This is a genomic window from Kitasatospora phosalacinea (assembly GCF_000716545.1).
GTDB lineage: Bacteria > Actinomycetota > Actinomycetes > Streptomycetales > Streptomycetaceae > Kitasatospora > Kitasatospora phosalacinea.
Map to the genome: position 1 here is coordinate 25195 of NZ_JNWZ01000021.1, position 24586 is coordinate 49780.

28 protein-coding genes are annotated in these 24586 nt (G+C 75.0%); 18 read left to right on the forward strand and 10 right to left on the reverse strand.

Annotated elements, in window-relative coordinates; genetic code table 11:
* Positions 1–15 precede the first annotated feature (15 nt).
* The gene (locus tag OO48_RS12895; protein WP_033215432.1) at positions 16–1629 is read right to left on the reverse strand and encodes an ADP-ribosyltransferase domain-containing protein; all 1614 of its coding nucleotides are present in this window, start codon (positions 1627–1629) and stop codon (positions 16–18) included.
* 141 nt (positions 1630–1770) lie between these two features.
* Here OO48_RS12895 and OO48_RS12900 point away from each other — a divergent pair, with 141 nt between their 5' ends.
* The 4 genes from OO48_RS12900 (at position 1771) to OO48_RS12915 (ending at position 6099) form a co-directional block, all read left to right on the forward strand.
* Entirely contained in the window at positions 1771–2454 is a 684-nt protein-coding gene (locus tag OO48_RS12900; RefSeq protein WP_033215433.1) for a macro domain-containing protein, read from the forward strand.
* A gap of 116 nt (positions 2455–2570) precedes the next feature.
* Complete coding sequence (locus tag OO48_RS12905; RefSeq protein WP_033215434.1) at positions 2571–3203, forward strand: hypothetical protein; 633 nt, start codon at positions 2571–2573, stop codon at positions 3201–3203.
* Between the two features lie 99 nt (positions 3204–3302).
* On the forward strand, positions 3303–4844 hold the full coding sequence (locus OO48_RS12910) for an alkaline phosphatase D family protein (RefSeq protein ID WP_033215435.1): 1542 nt from the start codon (positions 3303–3305) through the stop codon (positions 4842–4844).
* A complete protein-coding gene (locus OO48_RS12915) occupies positions 4837–6099 on the forward strand; it encodes a hypothetical protein (protein ID WP_033215436.1) in 1263 nt (420 codons plus the stop codon). The genes OO48_RS12910 and OO48_RS12915 overlap by 8 nt, the downstream gene beginning before the upstream one ends.
* A gap of 49 nt (positions 6100–6148) precedes the next feature.
* On the opposite strand, the gene OO48_RS12920 is transcribed toward OO48_RS12915, so the two are convergent.
* Positions 6149–6622 carry a MarR family winged helix-turn-helix transcriptional regulator gene (locus OO48_RS12920; protein WP_033215437.1) on the reverse strand — a complete coding sequence of 158 codons (474 nt, stop codon included), beginning with the start codon at positions 6620–6622 and terminating at the stop codon, positions 6149–6151.
* A 119-nt stretch (positions 6623–6741) separates the two neighbouring features.
* Here OO48_RS12920 and OO48_RS12925 point away from each other — a divergent pair, with 119 nt between their 5' ends.
* Positions 6742–7842 (forward strand): epoxide hydrolase family protein, encoded by a 1101-nt coding sequence (locus tag OO48_RS12925; RefSeq protein WP_033215439.1) that lies wholly within the window; start codon positions 6742–6744, stop codon positions 7840–7842.
* A gap of 7 nt (positions 7843–7849) precedes the next feature.
* Here OO48_RS12925 and OO48_RS12930 read toward each other — a convergent pair whose 3' ends face one another.
* Positions 7850–8374, reverse strand: coding sequence for a 2'-5' RNA ligase family protein (locus OO48_RS12930; RefSeq protein WP_033215440.1), 525 nt, complete (start codon positions 8372–8374; stop codon positions 7850–7852).
* Positions 8375–8514: 140 nt separating this feature from the next.
* Between OO48_RS12930 and OO48_RS35110 the strand changes: the two genes are divergently transcribed.
* Together OO48_RS35110 and OO48_RS12940 are read left to right on the forward strand one after the other, a co-directional pair.
* Positions 8515–9006 carry a ribosomal maturation YjgA family protein gene (locus OO48_RS35110; RefSeq protein WP_051732071.1) on the forward strand — a complete coding sequence of 164 codons (492 nt, stop codon included), beginning with the start codon at positions 8515–8517 and terminating at the stop codon, positions 9004–9006.
* An 83-nt stretch (positions 9007–9089) separates the two neighbouring features.
* Positions 9090–10187 (forward strand): baeRF3 domain-containing protein, encoded by a 1098-nt coding sequence (locus tag OO48_RS12940; protein WP_033215442.1) that lies wholly within the window; start codon positions 9090–9092, stop codon positions 10185–10187.
* 65 nt (positions 10188–10252) lie between these two features.
* Here the strand turns inward: OO48_RS12940 and OO48_RS12945 are convergent, their stop codons facing one another.
* Positions 10253–10996: a VIT1/CCC1 transporter family protein gene (locus OO48_RS12945; RefSeq protein WP_033215444.1), complete on the reverse strand. Its 744-nt coding sequence runs from the start codon at positions 10994–10996 to the stop codon at positions 10253–10255.
* A 91-nt stretch (positions 10997–11087) separates the two neighbouring features.
* On the opposite strand from OO48_RS12945, the gene OO48_RS40655 reads away from it, so the two are divergent.
* A complete protein-coding gene (locus tag OO48_RS40655) occupies positions 11088–11222 on the forward strand; it encodes a hypothetical protein (protein WP_280842399.1) in 135 nt (44 codons plus the stop codon).
* A 7-nt stretch (positions 11223–11229) separates the two neighbouring features.
* On the opposite strand, the gene OO48_RS12950 is transcribed toward OO48_RS40655, so the two are convergent.
* A complete protein-coding gene (locus OO48_RS12950; protein ID WP_033215448.1) occupies positions 11230–11808 on the reverse strand; it encodes an EF-hand domain-containing protein in 579 nt (192 codons plus the stop codon).
* Positions 11809–11916: 108 nt separating this feature from the next.
* Positions 11917–12597, reverse strand: coding sequence for a transglycosylase SLT domain-containing protein (locus OO48_RS12955; protein WP_033215450.1), 681 nt, complete (start codon positions 12595–12597; stop codon positions 11917–11919).
* Between the two features lie 279 nt (positions 12598–12876).
* Between OO48_RS12955 and OO48_RS12960 the strand changes: the two genes are divergently transcribed.
* Positions 12877–13515: a DUF6542 domain-containing protein gene (locus OO48_RS12960; RefSeq protein ID WP_033215451.1), complete on the forward strand. Its 639-nt coding sequence runs from the start codon at positions 12877–12879 to the stop codon at positions 13513–13515.
* The gene (locus OO48_RS12965; RefSeq protein WP_081952085.1) at positions 13508–15226 is read left to right on the forward strand and encodes an LCP family protein; all 1719 of its coding nucleotides are present in this window, start codon (positions 13508–13510) and stop codon (positions 15224–15226) included. Before OO48_RS12960 ends, OO48_RS12965 begins: the two co-directional genes overlap by 8 nt.
* A gap of 91 nt (positions 15227–15317) precedes the next feature.
* Here the strand turns inward: OO48_RS12965 and OO48_RS12970 are convergent, their stop codons facing one another.
* Both OO48_RS12970 and OO48_RS12975 read right to left on the reverse strand, forming a co-directional pair.
* A complete protein-coding gene (locus OO48_RS12970; protein ID WP_033215452.1) occupies positions 15318–16247 on the reverse strand; it encodes a M56 family metallopeptidase in 930 nt (309 codons plus the stop codon).
* A 3-nt stretch (positions 16248–16250) separates the two neighbouring features.
* The gene (locus OO48_RS12975) at positions 16251–16691 is read right to left on the reverse strand and encodes a BlaI/MecI/CopY family transcriptional regulator (protein WP_033215453.1); all 441 of its coding nucleotides are present in this window, start codon (positions 16689–16691) and stop codon (positions 16251–16253) included.
* Positions 16692–16946: 255 nt separating this feature from the next.
* Here OO48_RS12975 and OO48_RS12980 point away from each other — a divergent pair, with 255 nt between their 5' ends.
* The 5 genes from OO48_RS12980 to OO48_RS13000 all read left to right on the forward strand — a co-directional run bounded on the left by OO48_RS12980 (position 16947) and on the right by OO48_RS13000 (position 21797).
* Positions 16947–18059 (forward strand): glycoside hydrolase domain-containing protein, encoded by a 1113-nt coding sequence (locus tag OO48_RS12980; RefSeq protein WP_342449644.1) that lies wholly within the window; start codon positions 16947–16949, stop codon positions 18057–18059.
* A gap of 195 nt (positions 18060–18254) precedes the next feature.
* Positions 18255–19610, forward strand: a complete 1356-nt coding sequence (locus OO48_RS12985; RefSeq protein ID WP_033215454.1) for a histidine-type phosphatase — start codon at positions 18255–18257, stop codon at positions 19608–19610.
* 183 nt (positions 19611–19793) lie between these two features.
* Entirely contained in the window at positions 19794–20081 is a 288-nt protein-coding gene (locus OO48_RS12990) for a hypothetical protein (protein WP_033215455.1), read from the forward strand.
* A 220-nt stretch (positions 20082–20301) separates the two neighbouring features.
* Positions 20302–20853, forward strand: a complete 552-nt coding sequence (locus OO48_RS12995; protein ID WP_051732073.1) for an SsgA family sporulation/cell division regulator — start codon at positions 20302–20304, stop codon at positions 20851–20853.
* Positions 20854–21458: 605 nt separating this feature from the next.
* Entirely contained in the window at positions 21459–21797 is a 339-nt protein-coding gene (locus tag OO48_RS13000; protein WP_033215456.1) for a hypothetical protein, read from the forward strand.
* Positions 21798–21817: 20 nt separating this feature from the next.
* Here the strand turns inward: OO48_RS13000 and OO48_RS13005 are convergent, their stop codons facing one another.
* Positions 21818–22324 carry a macro domain-containing protein gene (locus OO48_RS13005; protein WP_033215457.1) on the reverse strand — a complete coding sequence of 169 codons (507 nt, stop codon included), beginning with the start codon at positions 22322–22324 and terminating at the stop codon, positions 21818–21820.
* A 317-nt stretch (positions 22325–22641) separates the two neighbouring features.
* Between OO48_RS13005 and OO48_RS13010 the strand changes: the two genes are divergently transcribed.
* The gene (locus OO48_RS13010; RefSeq protein ID WP_157845436.1) at positions 22642–22980 is read left to right on the forward strand and encodes a hypothetical protein; all 339 of its coding nucleotides are present in this window, start codon (positions 22642–22644) and stop codon (positions 22978–22980) included.
* A 151-nt stretch (positions 22981–23131) separates the two neighbouring features.
* On the opposite strand, the gene OO48_RS13015 is transcribed toward OO48_RS13010, so the two are convergent.
* Positions 23132–23770 carry a gamma carbonic anhydrase family protein gene (locus tag OO48_RS13015; protein WP_033215589.1) on the reverse strand — a complete coding sequence of 213 codons (639 nt, stop codon included), beginning with the start codon at positions 23768–23770 and terminating at the stop codon, positions 23132–23134.
* 262 nt (positions 23771–24032) lie between these two features.
* On the opposite strand from OO48_RS13015, the gene OO48_RS38220 reads away from it, so the two are divergent.
* On the forward strand, positions 24033–24194 hold the full coding sequence (locus tag OO48_RS38220) for a hypothetical protein (RefSeq protein WP_157845437.1): 162 nt from the start codon (positions 24033–24035) through the stop codon (positions 24192–24194).
* Positions 24191–24514, forward strand: coding sequence for a hypothetical protein (locus tag OO48_RS13020; RefSeq protein WP_033215460.1), 324 nt, complete (start codon positions 24191–24193; stop codon positions 24512–24514). The genes OO48_RS38220 and OO48_RS13020 overlap by 4 nt, the downstream gene beginning before the upstream one ends.
* The last annotated feature ends 72 nt before the right edge of the window (positions 24515–24586 follow it).

Sequence of the window (24586 nt, forward strand, 5' to 3'; positions counted from 1 at the left end):
TGCGCCGCGCGCCGCTCAGGACACCAGCGGGCCGTCCGCCGACTCGGTGAGCGTCACCGTGCACAGCCCGCCGCGCTCGGCGACCACGTCCGTCACCGTCAACCGGGTGCCCGGCAGCAGGATGTACTCCTCCTCCTCGGTGAACGCCGAGAACTGCCGGATCCCCACCGCCCGGGCCGGGCGCACCTCGAACAGCGTGCGCCGGCCCCGGCTGCCGAGGAAGGAGCGGGCCACCGCCGGGCGCGAGGTGCAGGAGGAGACGCCCCACCAGGTCACCGTCCGCCCCAGCGGGTACTGCGCCCGCAGGTCCAGCGCCACGCCCCGCCACAGCGGCTCCGGACGCACCGGCAGCCGGCCCACCGCGTCGAACAGCAGCCGCAGGTACGGCAGGTACGGGGTCAGCCGGGCCCGGTCCGGGTGGCGCAGCGCCGCGTTCAGCTCGCGGTAGAACGCCGACTCGCAGGTGTACAGGTGCAGCGCCGCGACCGCCTCCGCGTCCAGCGCCCCCGCCGAGGCGTCCGCGTGCCGCTTGCCGAACTCGTGGGCCGGGCCGACGTGCCGGTCCAGCCCGCGCAGCAGCGCCGCGACCGGCTCCACCGCCTCCCGGAAGCCCAGCCGTTCCAGGTCGAACACGCCGGTGACTGGCGGCAGTTCGAGACCCTCGTCCTTCACCGAGGCGAGCCGCTCCAGGTACAGCTGGTGCAGCTCCATGGTGGAGGCGATGAACGCCCCCATCCGGGAGGCCGTCCCCTCGTCGGTACGGCCCTCGGCCGCCGCCGCGGCCTGCCAGCCCGCGCTGGGCAGCCAGTCCACCGGGTCCGCGCCCAGGCCCTCCAGCGCCGCGTTGACCTGCGCGAAGTGCTCCCCGTCGCAGAAGACGTCGCCCTGCGCCGCCGGGTTGGGGTGGTCGATGTGCCGCACCCGCACGTCCGGGTAGCGCCGCGCGATCCGCTCCACCGACTGCTTCAGCGCCCGCGCGTGCGTCCCCCACCAGGCGAACACCACCCCGCGGTCCTCCTCCGGGCCCTCCTGCTTGGCCCGCAGGACCTCCTCCACGATCCTCTCCGCCACCGGCTTCCAGAACTTGGTGTGCACCGCCGGGGAGGTCGACCCGTCGCTGCTCGCCGTCAGCGCCGCGTTCAGCAGCAGCACGCCCTGGGTCAGCATCGCCTGGAACCACTCCGGCGGCTGCACGGTGCCCTGCTGCGCCAGCAGCGCCCGCAGCTCGGCGATCGGGGTCTTCTTCGGGATGCCGTACTTCCACATCGCCGCGGCCTTGATGATGCAGCGGATGCTCACCACCCGGCCGAACTGGCTGTCCTTCCAGTCCTGGAAGGTGTTGTCGAACATGGCGATGCCGGTCGCGCTCTCCGGCCGCGGGTACGGGTTCTGCCCGAACACCACGACCTTCCACTTGCCCGGCGGGTTCGGCTTCAGCGCCTGGAAGGTCAACTCCCGCACCGGCACCACGTCCTGGGGACGGTTCGGCCCGATGAACGACGCCGCGTCCGGATGCAGCTCGATCCACCGCTTCAGCACCGGGAGCCACTCCTCGCCGCCGCCCTTGAACAACTCGGCGAGCGCCAGCGGGTCGTGCGGAGCGGCGGCGGACGGGGCGGGTTCGGTCATGGCGGGCTCCAACCGGGAAGAGGGGCGATCGGAAGATCACGTTAGGACCCGCCGCCGACAGGCCGCCGGCCCGGCGCTGTCGGTGCCCACCGGTAGCGTCGGTACCGACAACGAGCCCCCGGCCGAACGGAGTTCGCCCGCATGACCGTCAAGCACGCCCCCCAGCCGCTGCGCGTGGTCCTGACCGACCTCAACACCGGCGTGGTCGCCGCCTGGCGCACCGCGTTCGCCGGCACCCCGGGCGTGGAGATCCGCACCGGCTCGATCCTGGACGTGGACGTCGACGCCTGGGTCACGCCCACCAACTCCCGCGGACGGATGGACGGCGGCCTCGACGCCGTGATCAAGCGGCACCTCGGCGCGGGCATCCAACTGCGCGTCCAGCGCGCCATCCGCGACGGCCACGGCGGCGAACTGAAGGTCGGCGGCGCGGTGTGCGTGCCCTCCGGCGCGGCCGTGCCCCGCTTCCTGATCTCCACCCCCACCATGCGCACCTCCGCCCAGAACGTCAGCCAGACGCTGAACGTCGCCCTCGCCTGCGCCGCCGCCTTCCAGGCCGTCCACCGGCAGAACGCCGCCACCCCCGGCAGCATCGCCTCCGTCGCCCTGGTCGGCCTCGGCGCCCAGACCGGCCAGGTCCCGCCCCAGGTCTGCGCCAACCTGATGTGGACCGGCCACTCCCTGTTCGAGGACCACGAGTTCACCGACGAGGACGACCTGCGCGCCACCGTCACCGGCCAACTCGACGACCTCCTCGCCGCCCCCGCCGACCGCCCGCACCGCCTCGCCGTCCCCGCCACCACCCGAGGCACCCGCCGCCGCTGACCCTCCCGGCGGGCGCCCTGCCCGCCCGCAGCACATCCGCACCGGGCCCGCCCGTCGGAAGGTTGGAACGCCCCTCGCGTGGAAATCCTCAGCTCGGGGAGTCAGGGGGGACGGACATGAACGCGTGGCAGACCGCGGGCCTGGTGGTCATCCCGGTGCTGGCCGGTTGGTCCGCGCTGCGGATCGTCGTGCGGCAGGGCGCCCGTAAACTGGACTACTTCTCCGCGCTGTTCTGGTCGGGCGTCGCCGTGGGCCTGGGCCTCGGCGACGGGCCCGGCTGGCTGCTGGCGGCCGGCTGCCTGACCTTCGCCGCCACCCTGCTGGCGCACCTGCTGGTGGCCGCCGCCCGCAGGCTGAACAAGCCGCTGGTCACCGTCGACCCCGGCGCCTTCCGGGCCCGGCTGGTGGAGATCTGCACCGCGGACGGCTCCCCGGAGGCCCTGCTGGCCGGCGTCGGCCCCGACGGCACCATCACCGTGTGGGGCCTGGAGCCCGCCGGCATCGGCCGTGAACGCCACCGCCCCGGCGGGGCCTGCGCCAGCTGCCTGCTGGAGGAGGTGGTCACCGAGCTCGCCGCCAACGGCGAGGAGACGGTCGAGCAGTACCGCGCCCAGCTGCGCCGCCGCGCCAACCAGCTGTTCCTGCTGCGCCGCGGCGTCATCTCCGGCGACTGGACGGCCGAACTGCGCCCCGTCCAGGGCTTCAAGACCCCGTTCGAGTACGCCCCCTGCCCGGTGCACAGAATCTGACGGCCCGCCAGTAAATGCCAACTCGCGACGCTGCCATGTCACTTGAACACCCCCGCAACAGGGGCTGGAATTCACCGCGGTCCGCGAGCATGGGCGGCCATGAGCAACCTCAGTCGCCGCATCTTCCTCCTCGGCGGGCTCACCACCGCCGGCGCCGCCGCGCTCCAACTCGGGGCGTCGGCACAGCCGTCGGCCGCCGCAGCCGCCCCCTTCCCCTTCACGCTCGGCGTCGCCTCCGGAGACCCCGACGACAACAGCGTGGTGCTCTGGACCCGACTGGCCCCCGCCCCGACCAACGCGGACGGCCAGGGCGGCATGCCCAATGCCGACGTCGCCGTCGACTGGCAGGTGTCCACCGACCAGAACTTCGCCACCGTCGTCAGCTCCGGCACGGTCACCGCCCGCTACGCCCAGGCCCACTCGGTGCACGCGCTGGCCGGCGGCCTCGCCCCGGACGCGGAGTACTACTACCGGTTCCGGGCCCAGGGGTTCATCTCCCCGGTCGGCCGGACCCGCACCGCGCCGGCGCCGGCCTCGGTCGGGCGCGACTTCACGATGGCCTTCGCCTCGTGCGCCCACTACGAGAGCGGCTACTACACCGCCTACCGCCGGATGGCCGACGACCGCCCCGACGTGATCCTGCACCTGGGCGACTACATCTACGAGGGCGGCGCCACCGCCAACGGCGTGCGCCAGCACCTCGGCAGCGAGATCGTCTCGCTGGCCGACTACCGCCGCCGCTACGCGCTCTACCGCACCGACCCGGACCTGCAGGCCGCGCACGCGATCGCGCCGTGGCTGGTGGTGCCGGACGACCACGAGGTGGAGAACAACTACGCGGGCACGGTCCGCGCCGACAGCAGCCCCGTCCTGACGGCCGCCCAGTGGACGGCCCGGCGCACCGCCGCCTACCAGGCGTACTTCGAGAACATGCCGCTGCGCGCCGCCGCCGCCCCGGTCGGCAACAGCATCCAGCTCTACCGCCGGATCCGCTGGGGCACCCTCGCCACCTTCCACATGCTCGACACCCGCCAGTTCCGCGACGACCAGGCGTGCGGCGACGGGTCGAAGGTCTGCGCCGACGCCGACCTGGCGTCCCGTTCGATCACCGGCTCGGCCCAGGAGTCCTGGCTGCTGGACGGGCTCGGACAGCACCTGAGCACCTGGGACCTGATCGGCCAGCAGGTCTTCTTCGCCCGCAACGTGAACTCCGCCGGCGCGATGAACATGGACGCCTGGGACGGCTACCGGGCCAGCCGGGCGCGGATCCAGCAGGGCATCATCGACCGGGCCGTACGCAACCCGGTCGTCCTGACCGGTGACGTGCACGCCTCCTGGGGCAACGACCTGAAGGCCGACTACGCCGACCCGTCCTCGGCGACGATCGGTTCCGAGCTGGTCTGCACCTCCATCACCAGCGGCGGCAACGGCAGCGCCACCACGGCAGTACCCAACGGGTCGCTCAACCCGCACCTGCGCTTCTACTCCGACCGGCGCGGCTACGTCCGCACCCGCGTCACGCCGTCGCAGCTCACCGCGGACTTCCGGTCGGTGGCGACGGTGACCGAGCACGGCGCCGCGGCGACCACCGCCCGGACCTTCACCATCCACGACGGGAAGCCGGGGCTGGCCGATGCGTAAGCTCTCCGTGCTCGGCGCGCTCGCCGCCGGCCTGGCCGCGGTCCTCGCCCCGGCCGTCCCCGCCTCGGCGGCCGGCCCCACCTCCTGGACGGCCGCGAACAGCACCGCCACCGGCGACCAGGACGCCTCCGCGGTCGCCGCCAACCGCCTCGGCGACACCGCGGTGGTCTGGGAGGACGACCGCGACACCACCGACCCGGGCGACGACGCGCACAGCGACGTGTGGGTGCGGGTCTTCCACAACGGCGCCCCCGGCTACGAGCAGAAGCTCTCGGCGGGCGGGACGGCGGGCACCGCCTGGCGCCACCTCCAGCCCGACGTGGGCCTCGACGACCGGGGCAACGCCGTCGTGGTGTGGGCGGAGGACCCGGACGGCAACGGGTACTACAACGTCGTCTACCGGGTGCTCTCCCCGACCGGCGCGGTCCTCGGCTCCGGCCGGGCCAACGCGGACGCCGGCGGCCAGCAGCTCCACCCGCGCGTCGCGGTCGACCCGGACGGCGCGCCGGGCAGCGCCACCGCGGTCGCGTTCACCGTGGTCTGGGAGGACGTCCAGGGCGCCGCGGCGGCCACCGTGAAGGCGGCCGGCTTCACCGGGACCACCACCAAGGCGTACGAGGTGACGGTCAACGCGGCCGGCGGCGCGCACCACGACCCCGACGTGGCGACCTCCGCCTCGGGCGACGCCGTCGTGGTCTGGGACGAGGACACCGACGGCAACGGCTCCTACCAGATCGGCCTGGTCGAGCTGGCCAAGGCCAACGGGGCGGTCACGCTCACCCGCCGCAGCGCCAACGGCTTCGGCGGCGGGCAGCAGCAGCGCGCGTCGGTGGCCGCCGACTTCAACGGCGACTTCGTCGTGGCCTGGGAGTCCGACCACACCGGCACCCGCGGCGTCTGGGCCCGCTCGTTCACCGCGGCCGGCGCTCCCGGCTCGGCCGAGGTCGAGATCTCCACCGGCACCGGAGCGGGCAGCCCCGGCGTCGGCATCGACGACCAGCGCCGGGCCGTGGTCGGCTGGAGCGTCACGGGCGCCGACCCGGCGGTCCGGGCCCGGGGCCTCAACCCCGACGGCACCTTCACCGGCCGCCTGCCGGTCCAGTCCGTCAGTCAGGACACCGCCGGCCGGCAGGAGCAGCTCGCGGTGGCCTCCTCCCCGTTCGGCACGCTCACGATGTCGTACACCGACGACCACGACGGCAACGGCTTCGACCAGGTCCTGCTGACCCTGGGGGCGAGCAACTCCGACTGGTGACGGCCGCCCGGCGGCCCGCCGCCGGGGCCCTGCCGAGGGCTCCGGCGGCTCAGGCGTGCCCGCCCCCGTGCGGGGGGCGGTGGTGGGCGTTCAGCAGGGTGAGCAGGCGGGTGAGTTCGGCCCGCTCGGCGGGGGCGAGCGGGGCGAGCAGGTCCTGCTGGGCGGTGGTGACCAGGGCGTCCAGGTGGTGCAGGCGGGCGCGGCCGGCGGGGGTGAGGGTGATGACGTTGCGGCGGCGGTCGACCGGGTCGGGGTCGCGGACCAGGAAACCGGCGTCGGCGAGCTCGTTCAGGACGGCGACCATGTCGCTGCGGTAGACGCCGGTGCGACGGCTGAGCTCGGCCTGGCTGGCGGGGCCGGTCTCGTCCAGCGCGACCAGGACCGCGAAGTGCCACTTGCGGGCGCCCTCGGCGGCCAGCCGCTCGTTCACCAGCCGGTCGGCCGCGGTGGCGGCGCCGGCCAGCAGGCGGCTGGGGATGGCGCGCAGCCGCTCGGGCGTGGCGTCCTCGGGTGCGGGGCTCATGCTCTGTCCTCCCACTGTTGCGTTAGTGCCACTAACAGTCTAACTTCATTAGTGCGACGAACGTTTATGGCGCTAACGACCGTGGCGCCCGCCACGCCCGCACACCAGAGGTGAAACCCGTGATCGAGCCCTTCCGCATCCACGTCCCGCAGGCCGACCTCGACGACCTCGCCGACCGCCTCGCCCGCACCCGCTGGCCGAACGAGATCGACGGCGCCGGCTGGGACTACGGCTTCCCGCTGGCCCGCCTCCGGCAACTCGCCGAGCACTGGCGCACCCGCTACGACTGGCGCGCCCACGAGGCCGCCCTCAACGGACTCCCGCACTTCACCACCGAGATCGACGGCCAGCGGATCCACTTCCTGCACCTGCGCGCCGACCGCCCCGACGCCCTCCCGCTGATCCTCACCCACGGCTGGCCCGGCTCCTTCCTGGAGTTCTTGGACGTCCTCGAACCGCTGCGCCGCGACTTCCACCTGGTCGTCCCCTCCATCCCCGGCTTCGGCTTCTCCGGTCCCACCCGCGAACGCGGCTGGGACGTCGCCCGGGTGGCCCGCGCCTGGGCCGAACTGATGCACCGCCTCGGCTACGAACGCTACGGCGCCCACGGCGGCGACTTCGGCGCCGGCATCTCCACCGCACTCGCCGCCCACGCCCCCGACCGGGTGGTCGGCGCCCACGTCACCTACCTGCCGCTGCCGCCCGACCCGGACGCCGGGCCGCTGTCCGCCGCCGACGAGGCCAGGCTCGACAAGGTCCGCGCCCTCCAGGCCGCCCGGCCGCCCTACCAGTCCCTGCAGGCCACCGCCCCGCAGACGCTCGGCTACGCGCTCACCGACTCCCCGGTCGGCCAACTCGCCTGGATCGCCGAGCGGTTCGCGCACTGGACCGACCCCGCCGCCCCCGTCGACGACGAACGCCTGCTCACCGACGTCGCGCTGTACTGGCTGACCGCCACCGCCGCCTCCTCCGCCCGCCTCACCCGGGAGACCCCGCGCGGCGCCACGTCCTGCCCCGTCCCGCTCGGCGTCGCGGTCTTCGCGCACGACATCACCCTGGCCGTCCGCCCGCTGGTCGAACGGCGCTACGACGTCAGGCACTGGTCGGAGTTCGACCGGGGCGGCCACTTCGCCGCGATGGAGGCGCCCGACCTGCTGGCCGGCGACATCCGCGAGTTCTTCACCGGACTCACCCCGGCCGGGGCCGCGACGGAGAACTGACCGGGCGTCACCCTCCCAGCCGGTCGACCAGTTGGGAGTCCGTGTCGAAGGAGCGGGCCGCGTCGAACACCCCCGTCAGGTCCGGGTGGCGGCCCAGCAGCCGGTGCGCCAGCGCCAGTCCGTCCGGCTCCACCCGCCGGGTCAGACCCAGGTGCGGCATCCAGCGGCCGGGCAGGTACAGCGGACTGGGGTCGGGCGCGACCGCCAGCAGCCGCCACACCTCCCGGTGCAGGTCGATCAGCGCCGGACCGGGCACCACGCCCCAGGCCAGCACCCGGCGGCGGCTGCGCGCCCCGAACGACAGCAGCCCCGACAGCCGCACCTCCAACGGCAGTGCGCCGGACAGGAGTTCGCCGACCGCCGCGAGCCGGTCCGGCGCGAGCGGACCGCACACCGCCAGCGTCAGGTGCGGGCGGTGCCCCGGGTGCGGGTTGTCCGCGAGCGAGTCCACCCCGCCGTCGGCCAGCCGCCGCCACACCGTCCGCACCGCCCGGTCGAACGCCGGATCGCAGGTCAACTCGATGGTCCGCATGCCACCACGGTAGGACCGGCCCCGGCGGGACCCGTGCCCGGCCCGTGTGATGGGCTGTGCGGATGCGCACCACCGACCGGCGTCCGCCGCACCGAACCGGCCCCCGCGAAGAAGGACGCCGGCCCCGCCCGGCAACGGAAGTGACGGCCCGTCGGAAGGGCGCGCCCGGCGCCCCCGGGAGCACCCCGCGGCGCTCGGCGGACACCCCGGGGGAGCGGCGGGCCAGGACCGGATGGCTGGCCGGCGCGGGTGCGGTGCTGCTGCTCGGACCGGTCGCGCCCGCGCTGGTGCCGGGCGGCGCGGCGTCCCTGCTCGGCGGGGCGCTGTACACCGCGCTGCTGTACACCGTGCTGATGGCCGCCGCGCCCCGCCTCGGCCCGTGGACCGCCGGCGGCACCGCGCTCGCCGCCAGCTGGGCGGTGGAACTGTTCCAGGCCAGCGGCCTGCCCGCCGACCTCGGCCGGCACAGCCTGCTCGGCCGGCTCGTCCTGGGCACCACCTTCGACCTGACCGACCTGCTCGGCTACGCCCTGGGCGCAGCCGCCCTGGTCGCCGTCCACCAGTTGGCCCGCCGCCGCGCCCGCCCGGCCCGACGGTTCGACGCGCCGGAGGGCAAGCCGGAGGGCGGATAGGTACATTTGGGACATTCGGGAGCAGAACACAGGCTTCGCGCGTCCACGCACAGAAGGCCGAACCGCCTTCGGAAAGGGTCTCCATGCACCCCGCCCTCAGCCCCGCCGTCCTCGCCGAACTGCGCCGGCCCCGCCCCTACCCGGCGGTGTCCATCCTGATGCCCACGCACCGCCGCGAGCCGGACAACGCGCAGGACCCGGTCCGCCTGCGCAACCTGGTGGCGGAGGCGAAGGAGAAGGTCCAGGCCGACCCCGAGGTCTCCCGCGCCACCCGGATCGACGTCCTGGAACAGCTCGACCAGGCGCTCGCCGAAGTCGACCTGGTGCACGCCGAGGACGGCCTGGCCATCCTGGTCGCCCCCGGCGAGCACCAGGTCTGGTCACTCGGCCGCACCGCCCCCGCCCGGGTGGTCCTGTCCGACACCTTCCTCACCCGCAACCTGGTCTCCTCGCAGATCGCCGAACGCCCCTACTGGGTGCTCGCGGTAGCCGCCGACCGGGTGGTCCTGTGGGGCGGCGACCAGGAGCGCGTCACCGAGGAGCGGGCCCACGGCTTCCCGCTGGTGCGGGTCTACGACAACCCCGACCCCGAGCGCCAGGAGCGGATCGGCGACAGCCCCAGCACCTTCCGCGACGAGGAGACCAAGACCTTCCTGCGGCAGGCCGACACCGCGATCGGCAAGGTGCTCGCCGCCGACCCCCGCCCGCTGTACGTGGTCGGCGACGCCCCCGCGCTCGCCCTGCTCGACACCGTCGGTCCGATCGCCAAGGCCACCACCTCGCAGATCCCGCACGGCGGCCTCGCCCAGGCCACCGCCGAGACCGTCCGCCAGGTGGTCGACCCCGCCGTCCGCGCGCGCGCCGACCAGGAGATCACCGAGGCCCTCGCCCGCCTCGACAAGGCCCGCGGCCGCCAGGCCTTCGCCGCCGGGCTCGACGAGGTCTGGCAGACCGCCGCCGAGGGCCGGATCGCCCTGCTGGTGGTCGAGGAGAACTTCCGCACCACCGCCCGCGACGACGGCGACCACCTCGTCCCCGCCGAGGAGGGCGAGTCCGGCGCCCGCGAGGACGTCGTCGACGAGGTCATCGAACGCGCCCTCGACACCGGCGCCACCGTCAGCTTCGTTCCCGACGGCACCCTCTCCGACGCCGGCCGGATCGCCGCCGACCTGCGCTACTGACCCCCGAACGCGCCAGGGCCCGCACCGGGACGAACCCGGTGGCGGGCCCCTCGCCCGTCCGGCCCTCAGCCGGTGGACGCCCCCAGCAGCACGCCCACCGCGTACGTCACCGCCATCGCCACCCCGCCGCCCAGCACGTTGCGCAGCACCGCCCGGCGCGGCTCCGCCCCGCCCAGCCGGGCGCTCGCCCAGCCCGTCACCACCAGCGCCGCCAGCACCGCCACCACCGTCACCCACACCCGCACCGACTGCGGCGGCAGCACGATCGCCAGCAGCGGCAGCAGCGCACCCACCGTGAACGCCGCGAAGGACGCCCACGCCGCGTGCCACGGATCGGTCAACGCGTCCGGATCGATGCCCAGTTCGGTCTCCGCGTGGGCCGCCAGCGCATCGTGCGCGGTCAACTGCACCGCCACCTGGTGGGCCAGCCCCGGATCCAGCCCCTTCGCCTCGTACATGCCCGCCAGCTCGGCCAGCTCCGCCTCCGGCGTCAGCCGCAGCTCCCGCCGCTCCAGCGCCAGCGCCGCCCGCTCCGCGTCCCGCTGGGTGCTCACCGACACGTACTCGCCCGCCGCCATCGACAGCGAACCCGCCAGCAGACCGGCCAGACCCGCCGTCAGCAACTCGGTGGACGAGGCGTTCGCCCCCGCGACGCCCACCACCAGGCCCGCCGTCGACACCACGCCGTCGTTCGCGCCCAGCACCGCCGCCCGCAACCAGTTCAGCCGTCCGCCCAGCGCACCCCCGTGCGCCTCGTCGTGGTCCGGCGGCGGTACGGGGCCCTCGCCCTCCGTGCGGGAATCGGTCATGCCGCCAGTGTGCCTGCCGGACGCCGATCCATCCCGCAGCCCGGGCGGGGGCCGGGAAACGCGTTGCCGCGGGCGGTGGCGGTGGTCCAGGATGACGGCATGTGCTTCCGAGGGGGAGCGGGCAGCCGGCACCGGCCTGCCCGTCGCCCTCGCCCTCACCACCCGGGACGCGGCCGACCTCGCCGAACACCGGCGCACCGCCCGGCAGGTCCCGAGGGCCCGCTGACGGGCGCTCAGAGCGTGGTCGGCGCCGGATCGCCCTGCGGGTCGCCGGCCCACCAGTTGCCCGGGGCGTCCGGGTCGCGGCTGGTCCAGTACTCGATGATCGCGTTCTCGAACTCCTCGGCGGACAGCGCGCCGTCGCCGTCCCGGTCCAGGTGCGCGAAGGCGGTGTCGGCGTCGCTGCGGCGCAGCTGCGGGAAGTGGCCGCGCTGGAAGGCGAAGAACTCGTCCGCGTCGACCTCGCCGTTGCCGTCCGCGTCCGCCACCGCGAGGAAGGCCCGGGCCAGCGCCCCCAGGGTGGCCGCCGCGGCCTCCGGGTCGTCGGCCAGCGAAGCGGTGGACGCCAGGAACTCCGCCCGGCTCATCGCCCGCGCCCCGGCGGGCAGGTGCGGCAGGTGCAGCTCCCGCCAGATCGCCAGGTACGCCCCGACGATCCGGTCCTCCTGCGCGGAGCCGGCCGGGTGCCCCAGCGAGCGCGCCACCGACTGCCCCATCAGGACGTGGTCGCGTTCGGTGAGCTGCCCGTCCCCGTCGGCGTCGAGGTGGTCGAAGCCGTGGCTGATCTTCGCGATGAGCAGGTCGTCGGACACAGTGACCCTCCGGTGATCGGTTGTTGACGGAGCGTCATCCTATCCGGCGGTGGCGGCGCGGGTGCCCGCGGGTGCCGGTGGTGGCCCGCGGGTGCGTCGGCGGGTGCGTCAGTGGGCGGCCAGGGCGTCGGCGGACTTGGACCAGTTGTCGTGCAGCCGGTCGAGGTAGGAGCGGGCCTCGGGGCCGGGCTTGGTGCCGCGGGCGAAGGCGAGCATGTTGCCCGCGCCGGTGTTGTAGCCCAGCGCCATCAACTCGTCGCGGTCGAGCGCGGCCGAGGGGTGCGCGGGCAGCTGGGCGCCCAGGTCGTGCAGGTGCCAGGCGGCGGCGCGGACGGCGAGCGCCGGGTCGTCGGGGAGGTCCTCCCAGGGGCGGTCGGCGAAGGGGCGGCCCTGGCGGGTCTCCTCGTAGGCGGCGCGGTGCATGTTGGCGATGCCGAACGCGGCGTCGGGCTTCATCTTCTGCCAGGCGCGCTCGACGTCCGGGCCGTGCGGCTTGTACGCCTCGTTGAACAGGACCGCCATCACCAGCTGCGGGTTCACCCCGGCCTCGGCCGCGTACCGCTTCACCTCGGCCGCGAAGCGCGGCGGCGAGTAGTCGCCCGGGGACCGCGCGGCGGAGGGCGAGGGCGAGGGCGAGGGCGAAGAGGAGGCGGAGGCGCCGGCCGAGGCGGTGGCGGCCGGGGCGGCGGCGGGCGGTGCGCCCTGGTCGCCGCCGCGCTCGTAGGCCCAGATGCCCAGGACTGCCAGTGCCAGTACCGCCCACGGCCACTTCGCGCCGCGTTCCGCCACCGGTGGCTCCTTCCGTCCGTCGGATCCGGGTGCTTGTCGAGGCTCCCGCGTTCCGGGGTGCCCGTCGGCCGTGTCCTGGCGCCGGGCTGTCGCGTTCTGTCGGATGTCGCCCGATGTCGGGTGGCGGCCTGTGGCGAGCTTACGTATCCGGAGCGGATTTGTATGCTTCGTCCGAATCTCTACATCCGTGTAGAGGAACCGGGTGGTGCCCGCCTGCGTCTGTCAGCCCGGAACGGTCGGGCGCCGCAGGCGCGGCGCGGCGGTGGACGAGAGGTGTCGATGACGGGGCGAAGGCCGGCAGGCGCACGCGGCGGCGCGCCGCTGCGGCGGGACGAGCGGGACGAGCAGGGCGGGCCGGAGGAGCGCGGCCCCCGGGAGGGAACCCTCCTCGGCCACCCCGTCCCCGCCCAGCGCGGCCCGCACCGGGACGAGCGGCCCGCCCCCGGACCGGACGGCGGCGGACCCCGGCGGCCCGCCCGCCGCGAAGCCGCGCGCGGCGGCACCCGGCGGAACGGACGCCCGGCCGCGCGAGGCGACGGCACCGGGCCGAACCGGATGCCCGCCGTCTTGCCCGCGCTCGGCCTGCCGGTGCTCGGCGCGCTCGCCGACGAGTTGCTCAGCCCGGGCCTCGGCCCGCTCTACGCCGCCTGCGCCGTCCTCGGCGCGGCCCTGGCCGCACTGGTCAGCAGCCGGGCCGGCTGGTGGTGGGTGGCCAGCGGCGCACCAGTGGTCACCCTGGCCGCCGCCGGCTGCGCCGACTACCTGGCCCGCGGCGACAAGTACCGGGGCGCCGGCCTCGGCACCGAGGGCCTCAAGCTCGTCAGCGCCCAGTTCCCGTGGATGCTCGCCGCCCTCGCCGCCGCCCTGCTGGCCGTCGGCGTGCGCAAGCTCCGCGCCCGGAGGCCCCGCCGTGTCTGAACGCCGCCCGCTCCGCCGCGTCGTGCGCCGCCGCCCCGCACCGGGCGTGATCGCCGGGAGGGTCGCCGTCTGCTGCCTGTCCCTGACCGTCCTGGGCATCAGCGGCTTCGCCTGGTACACCACCGGCCAGCTCGACGGCGTCGAACGCTCGCACGCCCTGGACGGCACCGGGAAGGGCGCGCCCGCCCACCTCGACTCCTCCGTCAACATCCTGCTGATCGGCCTGGACAGCCGGAAGAACATGGACGGCACCGACCTGCCCAAGGAGTTCGTCCAGGACGAACTGCACGCCGGCTCCAGCGAGATCGGCGGCTACAACACCAACTCGCTGATCGTGCTGCACATCCCGCCCAGCGGGAAGGCCCAGGCGGTGTCCGTCCCGCGCGACGACTGGGTGCAGACGTACGACGCGGACGGCACCGCGGGCAAGATGCACAAGATCAAGGAAGCCTACGGCTACGCCAAGGAAGCCGCCGAGCAGCGACTGCGCGCCGAGGGCCTCACGGGCGCCGACCTGGAGCGGCAGAGCCGCGAGGCCGGGCGCTCCGCCACCATCCACACCGTGCAGAGACTGCTCGACGTCCCGATCGACCACTTCGCCGAGGTCAACCTGATCGGCTTCTACGACATCGCCAAGGCGCTCGAACCGATCCCGGTCTGCCTCAACGCGGCGGTCGACGACCCGATCGTCTCCCGGGTCACCGACAGCAAGGGCAACGTGGTCAAGCCCGGCGGCGGCACCGGGCTGAAACTCCCCGCCGGAGTCAGCCAGTTGAACGCCGCGGACGCGCTGTCCTTCGTCCGGCAGCGGCACAACCTCACCAACGGCGACCTCGACCGCACCCACCGGCAGCAGGCGTTCATCGCCTCCGTCGAGCACAAGCTCAAGCAGCAGGGCGTGCTCGGCGACCTCGGCAAGATGCAGGACCTGCTGGACGTGGTCAAGAAGGACGTGGTGGTGGACGACCGGTGGCAGATCCTCGACTTCGCCCAGCAGGCCCCCAACCTGACCGGCGGCAACGTCGAGTTCAACACCCTGCCGATCGACAAGTTCGCCACCGTCGGCGGCCAGGAGGTCAACCAGGTCGACCCCGCCAAGCTCCGGCGGATCGTCAAGCAGCTGTTCGGCCAGCCCGTCGACGCCGACCCGGCACCCGTCCCCGACGGCGCCACCACCGCCCCCGCGCCGACTCCCGCGTCCGGCCCCGCCGAGGCGCCCGCCACCACCGCCCCCGCGCCGACTCCCGCGTCCGGCCCCGCCGAGGCGCCCGCCGCCACCGCCCCCGCGCTGACTCCCGCGTCCGGCCCCGCCGCCGACGCGACCGTCGACGTGCTCAACGGATCGTCCGTCTCCGGTGCGGCCGGCGAGGAGTCCAAGGCCCTGACCGCGCTCGGCTACCGGACCGGGAAGCCCGGAACCGCCGACACCCGCCCCAGGACCACCACCGTCAAGTACGGCACCGGCGCCCAGGACGCCGCCCGGCAGCTCGCCGCCCGCTACGGGGTCGCCGCCACCGCCTCCACCGCCGTCGCCCCCGGCCACGTCCAGGTCGTCCTCGGCGCCGACCGCGCCGCCGCCACCCCCTCCGGCGACAACGGCGACAACGGCGCCGCCGCCGCCACCGCCGCCACCGCCCAGCCCGGCCCCGCCGCCACCCTGCAGATGCAGGGCCCGCCGGTGAAGGCCGGCGGCGTCCCCTGCGTCGACTGACAGCGGGGGAGCGGCACACCGGCAGCGGGAACGGCGGCCCCGGCCGGGGCCGACTCCACCGGCAGCGGCGCCCCCACCGGCAGCGGCGGCCTCACCAGGGAGTGGCGGCCTTGACCAGCAGCAGCAGCGCGACCGCCGCGTTCAGCGCCGACACCGCCGACACCGCCGTACCCGCCGCCGCCACCATCGCGGCCAGCCCCGCCGGAGAGGCCGGCGGCGGCCAAGCCTCGCCCAGCGCCGGACTCAGCAGCGCCGTCACCCGGCGCGGCACCGGCCCCGGGGCCGCGAAGGCCGCGAAGGCCGGCGGCGGAGCACCCCGGGTGACCAGGGCCGCCCGGGCCACCGCCCGCGCCGTCAGCCGCCGGTCGCCCACCGAATCCGCCGCCTCCTCGTCCGCCCAGCGCTCCGTCGCGTACCCCACCGCCCTCTGCAACGGCCGCAGGAACGGATTCACGCAGCTCGCCAACTGCGCCGCCAGCAGGTAGCGGTGGTGCCGGTTCGCCAGGTGCGAGCGCTCGTGCGCCAACAGCGCCCGCTGCTCGTCCGCGTCCAGGCTGTCCATCATCGTCGCCGACACCACCACCCGGCCCGGCCCGCCCGGCACCGCGTACGCGTACGGCTCAGGGTCCGGCAGCACCACCAGGTCCGAATCCAGCGGCATCGGCGCCAGCACCCGGTGCGCCCGGGCCCGGATCCGCAGGTGGCGGCGGAGCGAGCGCGAACACGCCGTCAGCACCGTCACCAGACCCGCCACCGCCGCGGTGCCCACCTCCTCGTGGAACGGCACCGCCGTCCGGATCTCCGGATCCGACCAGCTGTCCGGCAGCGGGTTGCCCGGGATCTGCGCGGTGCCCACCACGAACAGCAGGCCCAGCGCCAGCGTGCTGCACACCGCCATCGTCACGCCGATCCAGGACAGCAGCCGCACCGCGTTGCGCGGGTGCAGGTGGTGCTCGGCCAGCCGCGCGATCGGCAGCGAGGTCAACGGCAGCACCAGCGGGAGGAACACGAAGGAACCCATCGCTCAGCGCCCGTCGTCCCGGCCCCCGGCACCGGGGGCGGCCTCCGCCGCGTTCAGCAGCGAACGCAGCAACTGCTCGTCCTCCGGCGTCAGCGCCGTCACGAACGAGGCCAGCACCGCGTCCCGGTCCGGCTCGGTGTCCAGCATCCGGCGCATCCGCCGGGCCGTCAGCCCCGCCGCGTCCGCCGCCGCCGACCACACGTACGCCCGGCCCGCCCGGCTGCGCACCACCGCCTGCTTCGCCAGCAGCCGCGACAGGATGGTCATCACCGTGGTGTACGCCAACTCGCCGCCCACCTGCTCCTGCACCCAGGACGCCGTCACCGGCCCCGGCGCCCGGTGCAGCACCGACAGCACCTCGGTGGCCAACTCGCCCTGCCCGCGCCGCCGCCGACCGCCCTCGTCGCCCTCGCCGTGGCCCGGGTCGACACCCGCCAACTCCATGGGAGACTCCCTCCGGCACGGCCGCCCCGCGCCCGACTCGGACAAGTTCGACCCCCATCCTAGGGCCGAGGCAGCCGGCACCAGGGCCCGGCCGCGACCGCCCCGGCCCCGCCCCGGCCCGGCCACGTCCGGCCACGTCCGGCCACGTCCGGCCACGTCCAGGCCCAAGCGGGAGGGCGGAGCCCGCGGGGAAGGCCCGTCGAGCGCCCGTTAGGGTGTGCGCACCATCCGCACGAACCACCCAGTGGAGAGCACGTGTCGCACCGCCGCGCCCGCGAGTCGTCCGGACCCCGCCCCCGGGGCCGCCGCGCCGTGCTGCTCTCCGCCGCGGCCGTCCTGGTGATCGGCTCCGGCGCCGCCGCACTCGCCGCCGCCGGTGGCGGGGACGAGCACCCCGCGACCGCCGCACCCGCGCCCGCCGCCGCCACCACCGCCGACGGCGACGGCACGGCGACGCCCGCGCCCGCGTTCGGGGAGAGCACCTCCGCCTCGCCCTCCGCCTCCACTTCTGCCTCCGCCTCGGCATCCGCGTCCGCGTCCGGCAGTCCCTCCGCGTCCGCCTCCGCCGCTTCGAGCGCCACGGCCGGTGCCGGCCAGCCGGCCAAGGGCGCCGGACCGTCGCCCGCCGCACCCGTCGCCAAGCCGGGCGGCGCGCCCGCGACCTTCACCGGCCTCGCCTTCGACACCTGCACCGCGCCCAGCCTCGCCACCATGAACGCCTGGCACGGCACCAGCCCCTACGGCGCCGCCGCCGTCTACATCGGCGGCAAGAACCGCGGCTGCGCCCAGCCCCAGCTCACCGCCGGCTGGGTCAAGTCCGTGAGCAGCAGCGGCTGGAAGCTCGTCCCGCTGTACGTCGGCGCCCAGCCGCCCTGCCAGACCGGCAGCAGCCCCGAGAAGCTCACCGCCGACACCGCCGCCCCGCTCGGCACCACCGACGGCCAGGACGCCGTCGCCAAGGCCGCCGCCCTCGGCATGCGCCCCGGCAGCACCCTCTACCTCGACGTCGAGGCGTACAACACCGCCGACACCTCCTGCGCCGACGCCGTCCTCGCCTACGTCCAGTCCTGGAACCGGGCCGTGCACGGCGCCGGCTACTGGGCCGGGTTCTACGGCTTCGCCTCCTCCAGCGCCGCCGGCATCGCCGAGGCCGCCGGGGAGAACGCCCCCGACCTGCCCGACGCCGTGTGGTACGCCCGCTACGACGGCGCCGCCGACACCACCGGCAGCTTTCCCTTCGCCGCCGGACTGTGGAGCGGGCACCGCCGCGCCCACCAGTACCAGATCAACCAGAAGGAGACCTACGGCGGCGCCACCGTCACCGTCGACCGCAACGCCTGGGACGCCCCGGTCGCGGTCGTCGGCTGAACACCGGCCGGGCACCGGCGGGCCGACGGGAGCCGCCCGTTCCTCCCGGGCCGTGCCCGTTCACCCCGGATCCTTCCGTTCACCCCGGGGACACCGGACGAACGGACGGACGTGAACGGGGGTTCGGACGCGGCTGTCAGGGTGCGGCGGTCGACCGGATAGACCGGTTAACCTCCCCTCGAGAGGCTCCCCACCGTGAAGCGCACCGCCGTACTCACCGCCGCCACCCTGGCCACCGCACTGGCCGCCACCCTCGCGACCGCCGGCACCGCCGGCGCCCAGGGGGCCGCCCGCGGCGATTCCTACGGCACCAAGACCCCGTACGCCCCGCAGCAGGACCTCCGGCGCTACCAGCAGGCCCCCGCCGGCTACACCCCGGTGTTCACCGAGAACGTCGCCCGGCACGGCTCGCGCGCGATGAGCGACCGCGAGGACGGCGACGCCGTCCTCGCACTGCTCGCCGAGGCCGAGCAGGCCGGCGGGCTGACCGGCCTCGGCGCCCAACTCGCCCCGCGGGTGCGGACGCTGCTCGACGCCGGGGCCTCGATCGGCTACGGCAACCTGTCCGCCCGGGGCGCCGACGAGCAGCGGCAGACCGCCCTGCGGATGGAACAGCGGCTGCCCGGCCTGTTCGACGCCATCGCCGCCCAGGGCGCGCCGATCGTGGTCGAGACCTCAGGCGTCACCCGGGCCACCGCCAGCGCCGACGCCTTCACCGCCGGACTCGTCGCGGGCGAACCCGCCCTGGCCGGCTCCCTCAAGGCCCCGGTCACCGACAAGAACCTGCTCTACTTCCACAAGCAGCCGCAGAACGCCGACTACCAGGCGTACGTCGCCCACGACCCGCAGCTCGCCGCCACCCTCGCCGCGATCGACGCCGACCCGCGCACCGCCGAGGCCGCCCGGCACACCGTCCGCCGCCTGTTCACCGCCGCGTTCGCCGACACCCTCACCACCGAACGGCAGACCGCCTTCGCCCGCTCGCTGTACGCGCTCTACAGCGCCGCGCCCGACCTCGCCGTCGAGGCCCGCGGCACCGACCTGGACCGGTTCCTGACGCCCCCGGACGCCCAGTGGTTCGGCTACCTCGACGACGCCGAGGAGTTCTACCAGAAGGGGCCCGGCTTCACCGGGCGCACCATCACCTACAAGATGGCCGGCGTCCTGCTCGACGACCTGTTCGCCCAGGCCGAGCACAAGGCCGCCGGCACCAGCGGCGCCGGCGCCGTGCTGCGCTTCACCCACGCCGAGGAGATCGAGCCGCTGGCCGCCCTGCTCGGCCTGCCCGGCAGCACCCGGCAGGCCGACCCGGCGCAGCCCTACGACTACGCGAACAACCCGTGGCGCGGCGCCGACGTCGCGCCGATGGCCGCCAACCTCCAGTGGGACCTGTACCGGGCCGCGCCCGACGCCAAGGGGAAGCCGGCCTACCTGGTGCGGATGCTCTACAACGAGAAGGAGACCGCGTTCAAGGACGCCTGCCACCCGATCGCCAAGGGCTCCTACTTCTACGGCCTGGACGAGCTGGAGCGCTGCTTCGGCCGCGCCTGACCCGCGCTTGACCCGCGTCTGACCCGCTGCTGACACGGGGCCGGCCCCGGGCGGGCAGAGAACCGGGCCGGCCCGGACGGGCGCGTAAGGTGGGGGAGACCGGTGTCCGGCGGCGGAACCCGCAGGTGACGCGGCGTCGGCACCGCCGTACGGCTGAGCACTGACGGAAGGACGGCCCGCGCCATGGCAGTTGACATCCGGGTGGAGCCCCTGGGCGACCGCGAGTACCTGGTCCGGGTCGAGGACGGCCAGGTCCGGGCGGCGACCCGGGTCCGGGTCACCGACGGGGTGCTGGAGCGGCCCGGCCTGTCCGGCGGCGACGAGGGGCTGATCGTGCGCGAGACGGTGGCGTTCCTGATCGAGCGCCAGCCCGTCATCGACATCCCGCCGATGATCGACCTGGACGACCTGGCCGACGCGTACGGCGACGCCTACCCGGAGGAGCTGGCCCGCCGGCTCGCGCAGGCGTAGCGGCGGCCCCCGCCGCAGTGGGCGGACGGCACCCCGCCCACTGCGGCCGTCACCGGGCCGTTCGGGGGCGGAACGAATGAGGTGTCACCGATCGAGCCCGGCGTCGTTGTCCTGGCGTGCACGTTCGAGAGGCGCCGTGGCGCGCAGCGGGTTCCCGCCCGGCAAGTGAAGAATCGTTTCTCCCCTGTACGGGACGGGAGACGGACGGCGGTGCGGTCAGGTGACCCCGGACCAGGAACCCACCCCGTCCACCGTCCCCCCGCAGCGCTGCGCCACCACCAGGCCCACCTTGCACCTGGTCGTCGAAGTGGTCGTCACCCCCGAACTGCTCGTCCCCGTCGCCGCCCGCCTGCGCTACCGCGCCGACGACCCCTATACCGTCCACCTCGACAACCACGTCGACCTGCCCGAACCCGTCACCTGGGCACTCTCCCGCGAGCTCCTGCTCGCCGGACTCACCCGCCCGGCCGGCCTCGGCGACATGTCGATCACCCCCGGCGACGGCCCCGACCACGGCCACGTCCTGCTCTCCCTGCACGGCGAAGAGGCCAGCGCCCTGCTGCGCATCCCCGCCCGGGCGCTGCACGACTTCCTGCGCCGCACCGAATGCGTCGTCCCGGTCGGCCTCGAACGCGATCACGTCGACCTCGACGCGCTGGTCCGACGCCTCCTCCACGGCGACAGGGACGGCGACGGGTACGGGGACGGGGATGCGGACAGTGACGGCGACAGGGGCGGCGACGGGGACGGCGACGGGGACGAGCCGGGGTGACCCGCCGTCAGCCGCGCTCGCGGTGCCCGAGCGCGGTGTCCCACTCGTCGAACAGCACGGTCGGCGCGGAACGCCCGCGCGGGCCACGATCACCGGCCACAACCGGCGGCCCAACTCCAGCACGCCCCGCAGCGCCCCCAGCAGACCCGGCGCCGACGCCCCCGAAGTCGCCGCCCGCAGCCCCGCCACCGTTGCGGCCGACGGCGCGATCCCCGAACACCACGCGCGCGGATCGCCCCCGGCCGGCCGGCGGGCGGTGAAGAACAGCCAGAACTCGACGTCACTGTGCTCGTCCGCCGCCCCGGCCGCGAACGGGCCGTACATCAGCGCCGCGTCCAACTCCCTTTCCACCTCGCACACTTCATGGACCCGCTCGATCAACTCCTCCTGGAACAGCACCCGTCCACCCGGGCGCCGCCTGCCCCGCCCGGCAACGCGTCCTCCCGCCGCCCGCCCCCCGTCCGGCCGGTCTGTTCGAATGCGACCCAGGACGGAGCGGACGGACCGACCGGCGCTGAGGGGCCCTGGGGCGTCGCCACCCGGGTCCGCCGCGACCGGGTCGCGGCGGACTCGGCCCACTGAACGCACCGAAGAGGACAGGCACCTTGGGCATCGAGATCGAACTGCACTCCGCCCGCCCGAAGCGGCTGGACCAGGAACCCACCGGGGCCTCGTTGCTGCACGACTCCTGCCGGCACGGCAACGGACCGGCCCGGGTGCTGGACGAACTGCCGATCAAGCGCTCGTGGCAGCTCTGGCAGATCGACCCGTACGGCGACGCGCTGTTCGACGGACGCGACGCCGCCGCCGCGCTCCGCGAGATCGACGAACTGCTGCGGCACCGCACCGACGAGGAACAGCGGGACGCCGTGGTCGACCTGGAACGGATGCTGGGCGCGTGCGTCGCCACGCCCGGCAGTCGGCTGTGGTTCATCGGCGACTGAGCACCGCCGCCACAGTGCGCTCAGCCCGGGAGGGCGGCGCGGAGCAGGTCGCGGGACGGGACGTCGAAGGCGACCAGGCGGACCAGGGCGACGTCGGTCGGGGTAGCGGTGAGCGTCTCGACGGCGATCCGGGCGGCGAGCTCGGACGGGAAGCCGTACACACCGGTGGCGATGGACGGGAAGGCCAGGCTGGAGACGCCGAGCCGGTCGGCAACGGCCAGGCAGCGCCGGTAGCAGGACGCCAGGATCCCCGCCTCGCCCCACCCGCCGCCGTCCCAGACCGGACCGACGGTGTGGATCACGTGCCGGACGGGCGGGAACAGGTCGAAGGCCGGCGTCGCCACCGCGTCACCCGGTTCGCACGGAGCCAATGCCCCGCCCGCCTCGGCCAACCGGGGCCCCGCCGCCCGGTGGATCGCCCCGTCCACCCCGCCCCCGCCCAGCAGCGACTCGTTCGCGGCGGTGACGACCGCCTCGGTGTCCTGCTCGGTGATGTCGCCCAGAACGACCTCGATACGCGCTCCCATCCCACCAATCTCCCGCAACCGGCCCCGCCGACAAGCCGGTTATCGCTGCGGGCGGCGGGCGGTGGGCGGTGGGCGGTGGGCGGCGGATGGGAGTATTCGCGCCAGGACGGTCAGGGGCTCGTTCGTGAGGTTCTCCTGTCGCTTCTCCAGCCGGGCCCACCCGGTTGTGCAATGCCGTATTGCTGCTTCGGGGTGGCGAAAGCCGGCCGAGCGGACGCGGCGCGGGGTGCTTCACCGGCAGAAGGACCCGGGCCTGTCCGGATCGGCAAGGATTGCGTGATTTGCGCGGATCCGGAGGGCTCCCGCACTCTCTAGGCATGACCTCACCCGTGTACCGGGGCCCCGCCCTGCTGCTGGCCGACGGACTGGAGATCCCGGTCCAGGCCGAACTGACCGGCAACGTCCCGGAGGTGGGCCTGCCCGGTTGGACCGGCATGCTGGAGAGCGGCGACACCCGGTTCAGTGCCGGCACCGTCCGGTTCGGCCGACTGCGGCTGCCCGACGGCTGGGAGGGCGGCTTCGCGGTGATGCGCCGACTGCTCGGCGTCTCCACCGTCTGGGTGCGCGGCAACGACGTCGAGGCGTCCCCCGCCGACTGGCCGCAGGCGACGCCGGACCGGCCGGCCCCCCGGCGGGAGCGTCCGGCGAACGGCTGAGCCCGGCGAACGGCTCAGCCGGCGGGGCGGGCGCCGGTCGTCCGGTCGTCCGATCGCCGCTGGTCATGCGGCTACGGACGACCGTCGGACGTGGTGCATCAACCAGCTGACGAACATCAATCATTTGATGGACGTCGATGACGCGGCGCGATCAATCGGCCACCGCCCGGTCCTCCAGGTGCGCGCCGAACTCCGCCGAGCGGACCTCGGCGATCCGCTCGTGCCGGGCGACGCGGTCGGTCCAGGAGGCGTCCACGCCGAAGGCCGTGCCGGCGAAGCCCAGCCGTCCGATCGCCTCCGGCATCCCGGGGTCGCCCGGCGCGAGCAGCCGCACCGGGTCGCCGAGGGCCGTGGTGTACGGCGGGACGAAGTACTCGGGGGGCAGCACCGTGCGGGTGTGCACCAGGGCGGCGACGGCGACCACCGAACCGGTGCCCACCACCGCCTCCTGCAGCACGCTGACCGAGGCGGCCAGGTAGCAGGCCCGCTCCACGGTGCAGCCCAGCAGGGTGGCGTGCGGACCGACGAACACGTGGTCGCCGACCAGCACCGGCTGGTCGGCGGCGACGGCGGAGGCGCGCAGGACGGCGTTCTCGCACACCACCGCCGCCTCGCCGACCTCCACCCGGGAACCCTCCGCGTCCAGCACCGCGCCGTACATCACCCGGGCGCGCGGGCCGATCCGGACGTCGCCGACCAGGGTGGCCGTCGGCGCGACGAACGCGGTGGGGTGGACCCGGGGGACGACGCCCCGGTGTTCGAAGCGGAGGCCCTGCGCATGTGTGGTCATGCGCGCGAGCATCGCGCACCGCCGACCGCTCGGCTGGCGGGAATCGGACACGACGGGCGAAGCGCCGCACCGGCGCGGGCAGTGTCGCTCCCGGCGCACCGGCCACCGTCCGAGCCCCCGTGTCGGGCGGCTGACACACCGTCCGGGCGGGGTGGAGGGCGCCCTCCGGGCGGGCGGGGGTAAAGCTCCGGTGTGGTCCGAGGGCGAACCGCTGCCACGGAGGGGACCGGCGCGCTACGGTCTGTGGTCTGGAGGTGGGCCGATGGCCGAACAGCAGACCTGCCCGGGGTGCGGCGGGGCGCGCGGGACGGAGAAGACGGAGCACTCCGTGGAGACCGACCAGCAGGGGAGACAGCAACCGGTGCAGCGCAGTTACTGGTCGCCGTGCTCGGTGTGCGGCGGTTCGGGGGTGGTGCAGCGATGAGGCTGCTCTTCGTCTGCCAGGCCTGCGGCTGCCACTACCTGGTGCCGGTCGGCCTGGACTACCCCGACGGCGGCCGGGCCAGCGCCGTCTGGTGCTCCTCCTGCCAGCGCGCCGCCGCCGAACGCGGCGCCACCGAACCCGTCGAACTCGCCGCCGTCGCCGTGCTGCTGGCCGTCCGCGCGCTCAAGGCCGCCCTCGCCGCACGCCCCTCCCCGGCGGCCGACGAGCAGCCGCCCCGGCCCGACCGGCGCCCCAGCCGCCCCGCGATCAGCTCCCGGGGCCGCACCCGCCCGGCGGTCACCCGGACCAGACCGGCCTGAGCCGGCGGGTGCCGGGCGCGGGGCGGCGGGGGCGCCGCCCCGTCAGTTTGCCTCAGTGGCAATCGGGCTGGC

Coding starts and splice junctions, on each gene's coding strand:
- OO48_RS12910 (WP_033215435.1), top strand. CDS start 3,303: ATGAGCAACCTCAGTCGCCGCATCTTCCTCCTCGGCGGGCTCACCACC.
- OO48_RS12940 (WP_033215442.1), top strand. CDS start 9,090: ATGCACCCCGCCCTCAGCCCCGCCGTCCTCGCCGAACTGCGCCGGCCC.
- OO48_RS12975 (WP_033215453.1), bottom strand. CDS start 16,691: ATGGAGTTGGCGGGTGTCGACCCGGGCCACGGCGAGGGCGACGAGGGC.
- OO48_RS12990 (WP_033215455.1), top strand. CDS start 19,794: ATGGCAGTTGACATCCGGGTGGAGCCCCTGGGCGACCGCGAGTACCTG.
- OO48_RS13010 (WP_157845436.1), top strand. CDS start 22,642: ATGACCTCACCCGTGTACCGGGGCCCCGCCCTGCTGCTGGCCGACGGA.
- OO48_RS38220 (WP_157845437.1), top strand. CDS start 24,033: ATGGCCGAACAGCAGACCTGCCCGGGGTGCGGCGGGGCGCGCGGGACG.
- OO48_RS13005 (WP_033215457.1), bottom strand. CDS start 22,324: ATGGGAGCGCGTATCGAGGTCGTTCTGGGCGACATCACCGAGCAGGAC.
- OO48_RS12960 (WP_033215451.1), top strand. CDS start 12,877: ATGACGGGGCGAAGGCCGGCAGGCGCACGCGGCGGCGCGCCGCTGCGG.
- OO48_RS13015 (WP_033215589.1), bottom strand. CDS start 23,770: ATGACCACACATGCGCAGGGCCTCCGCTTCGAACACCGGGGCGTCGTC.
- OO48_RS40655 (WP_280842399.1), top strand. CDS start 11,088: ATGACGGCATGTGCTTCCGAGGGGGAGCGGGCAGCCGGCACCGGCCTG.
- OO48_RS13020 (WP_033215460.1), top strand. CDS start 24,191: ATGAGGCTGCTCTTCGTCTGCCAGGCCTGCGGCTGCCACTACCTGGTG.
- OO48_RS12915 (WP_033215436.1), top strand. CDS start 4,837: ATGCGTAAGCTCTCCGTGCTCGGCGCGCTCGCCGCCGGCCTGGCCGCG.
- OO48_RS12905 (WP_033215434.1), top strand. CDS start 2,571: ATGAACGCGTGGCAGACCGCGGGCCTGGTGGTCATCCCGGTGCTGGCC.
- OO48_RS12895 (WP_033215432.1), bottom strand. CDS start 1,629: ATGACCGAACCCGCCCCGTCCGCCGCCGCTCCGCACGACCCGCTGGCG.
- OO48_RS12930 (WP_033215440.1), bottom strand. CDS start 8,374: ATGCGGACCATCGAGTTGACCTGCGATCCGGCGTTCGACCGGGCGGTG.
- OO48_RS12900 (WP_033215433.1), top strand. CDS start 1,771: ATGACCGTCAAGCACGCCCCCCAGCCGCTGCGCGTGGTCCTGACCGAC.
- OO48_RS12970 (WP_033215452.1), bottom strand. CDS start 16,247: ATGGGTTCCTTCGTGTTCCTCCCGCTGGTGCTGCCGTTGACCTCGCTG.
- OO48_RS12920 (WP_033215437.1), bottom strand. CDS start 6,622: ATGAGCCCCGCACCCGAGGACGCCACGCCCGAGCGGCTGCGCGCCATC.
- OO48_RS12945 (WP_033215444.1), bottom strand. CDS start 10,996: ATGACCGATTCCCGCACGGAGGGCGAGGGCCCCGTACCGCCGCCGGAC.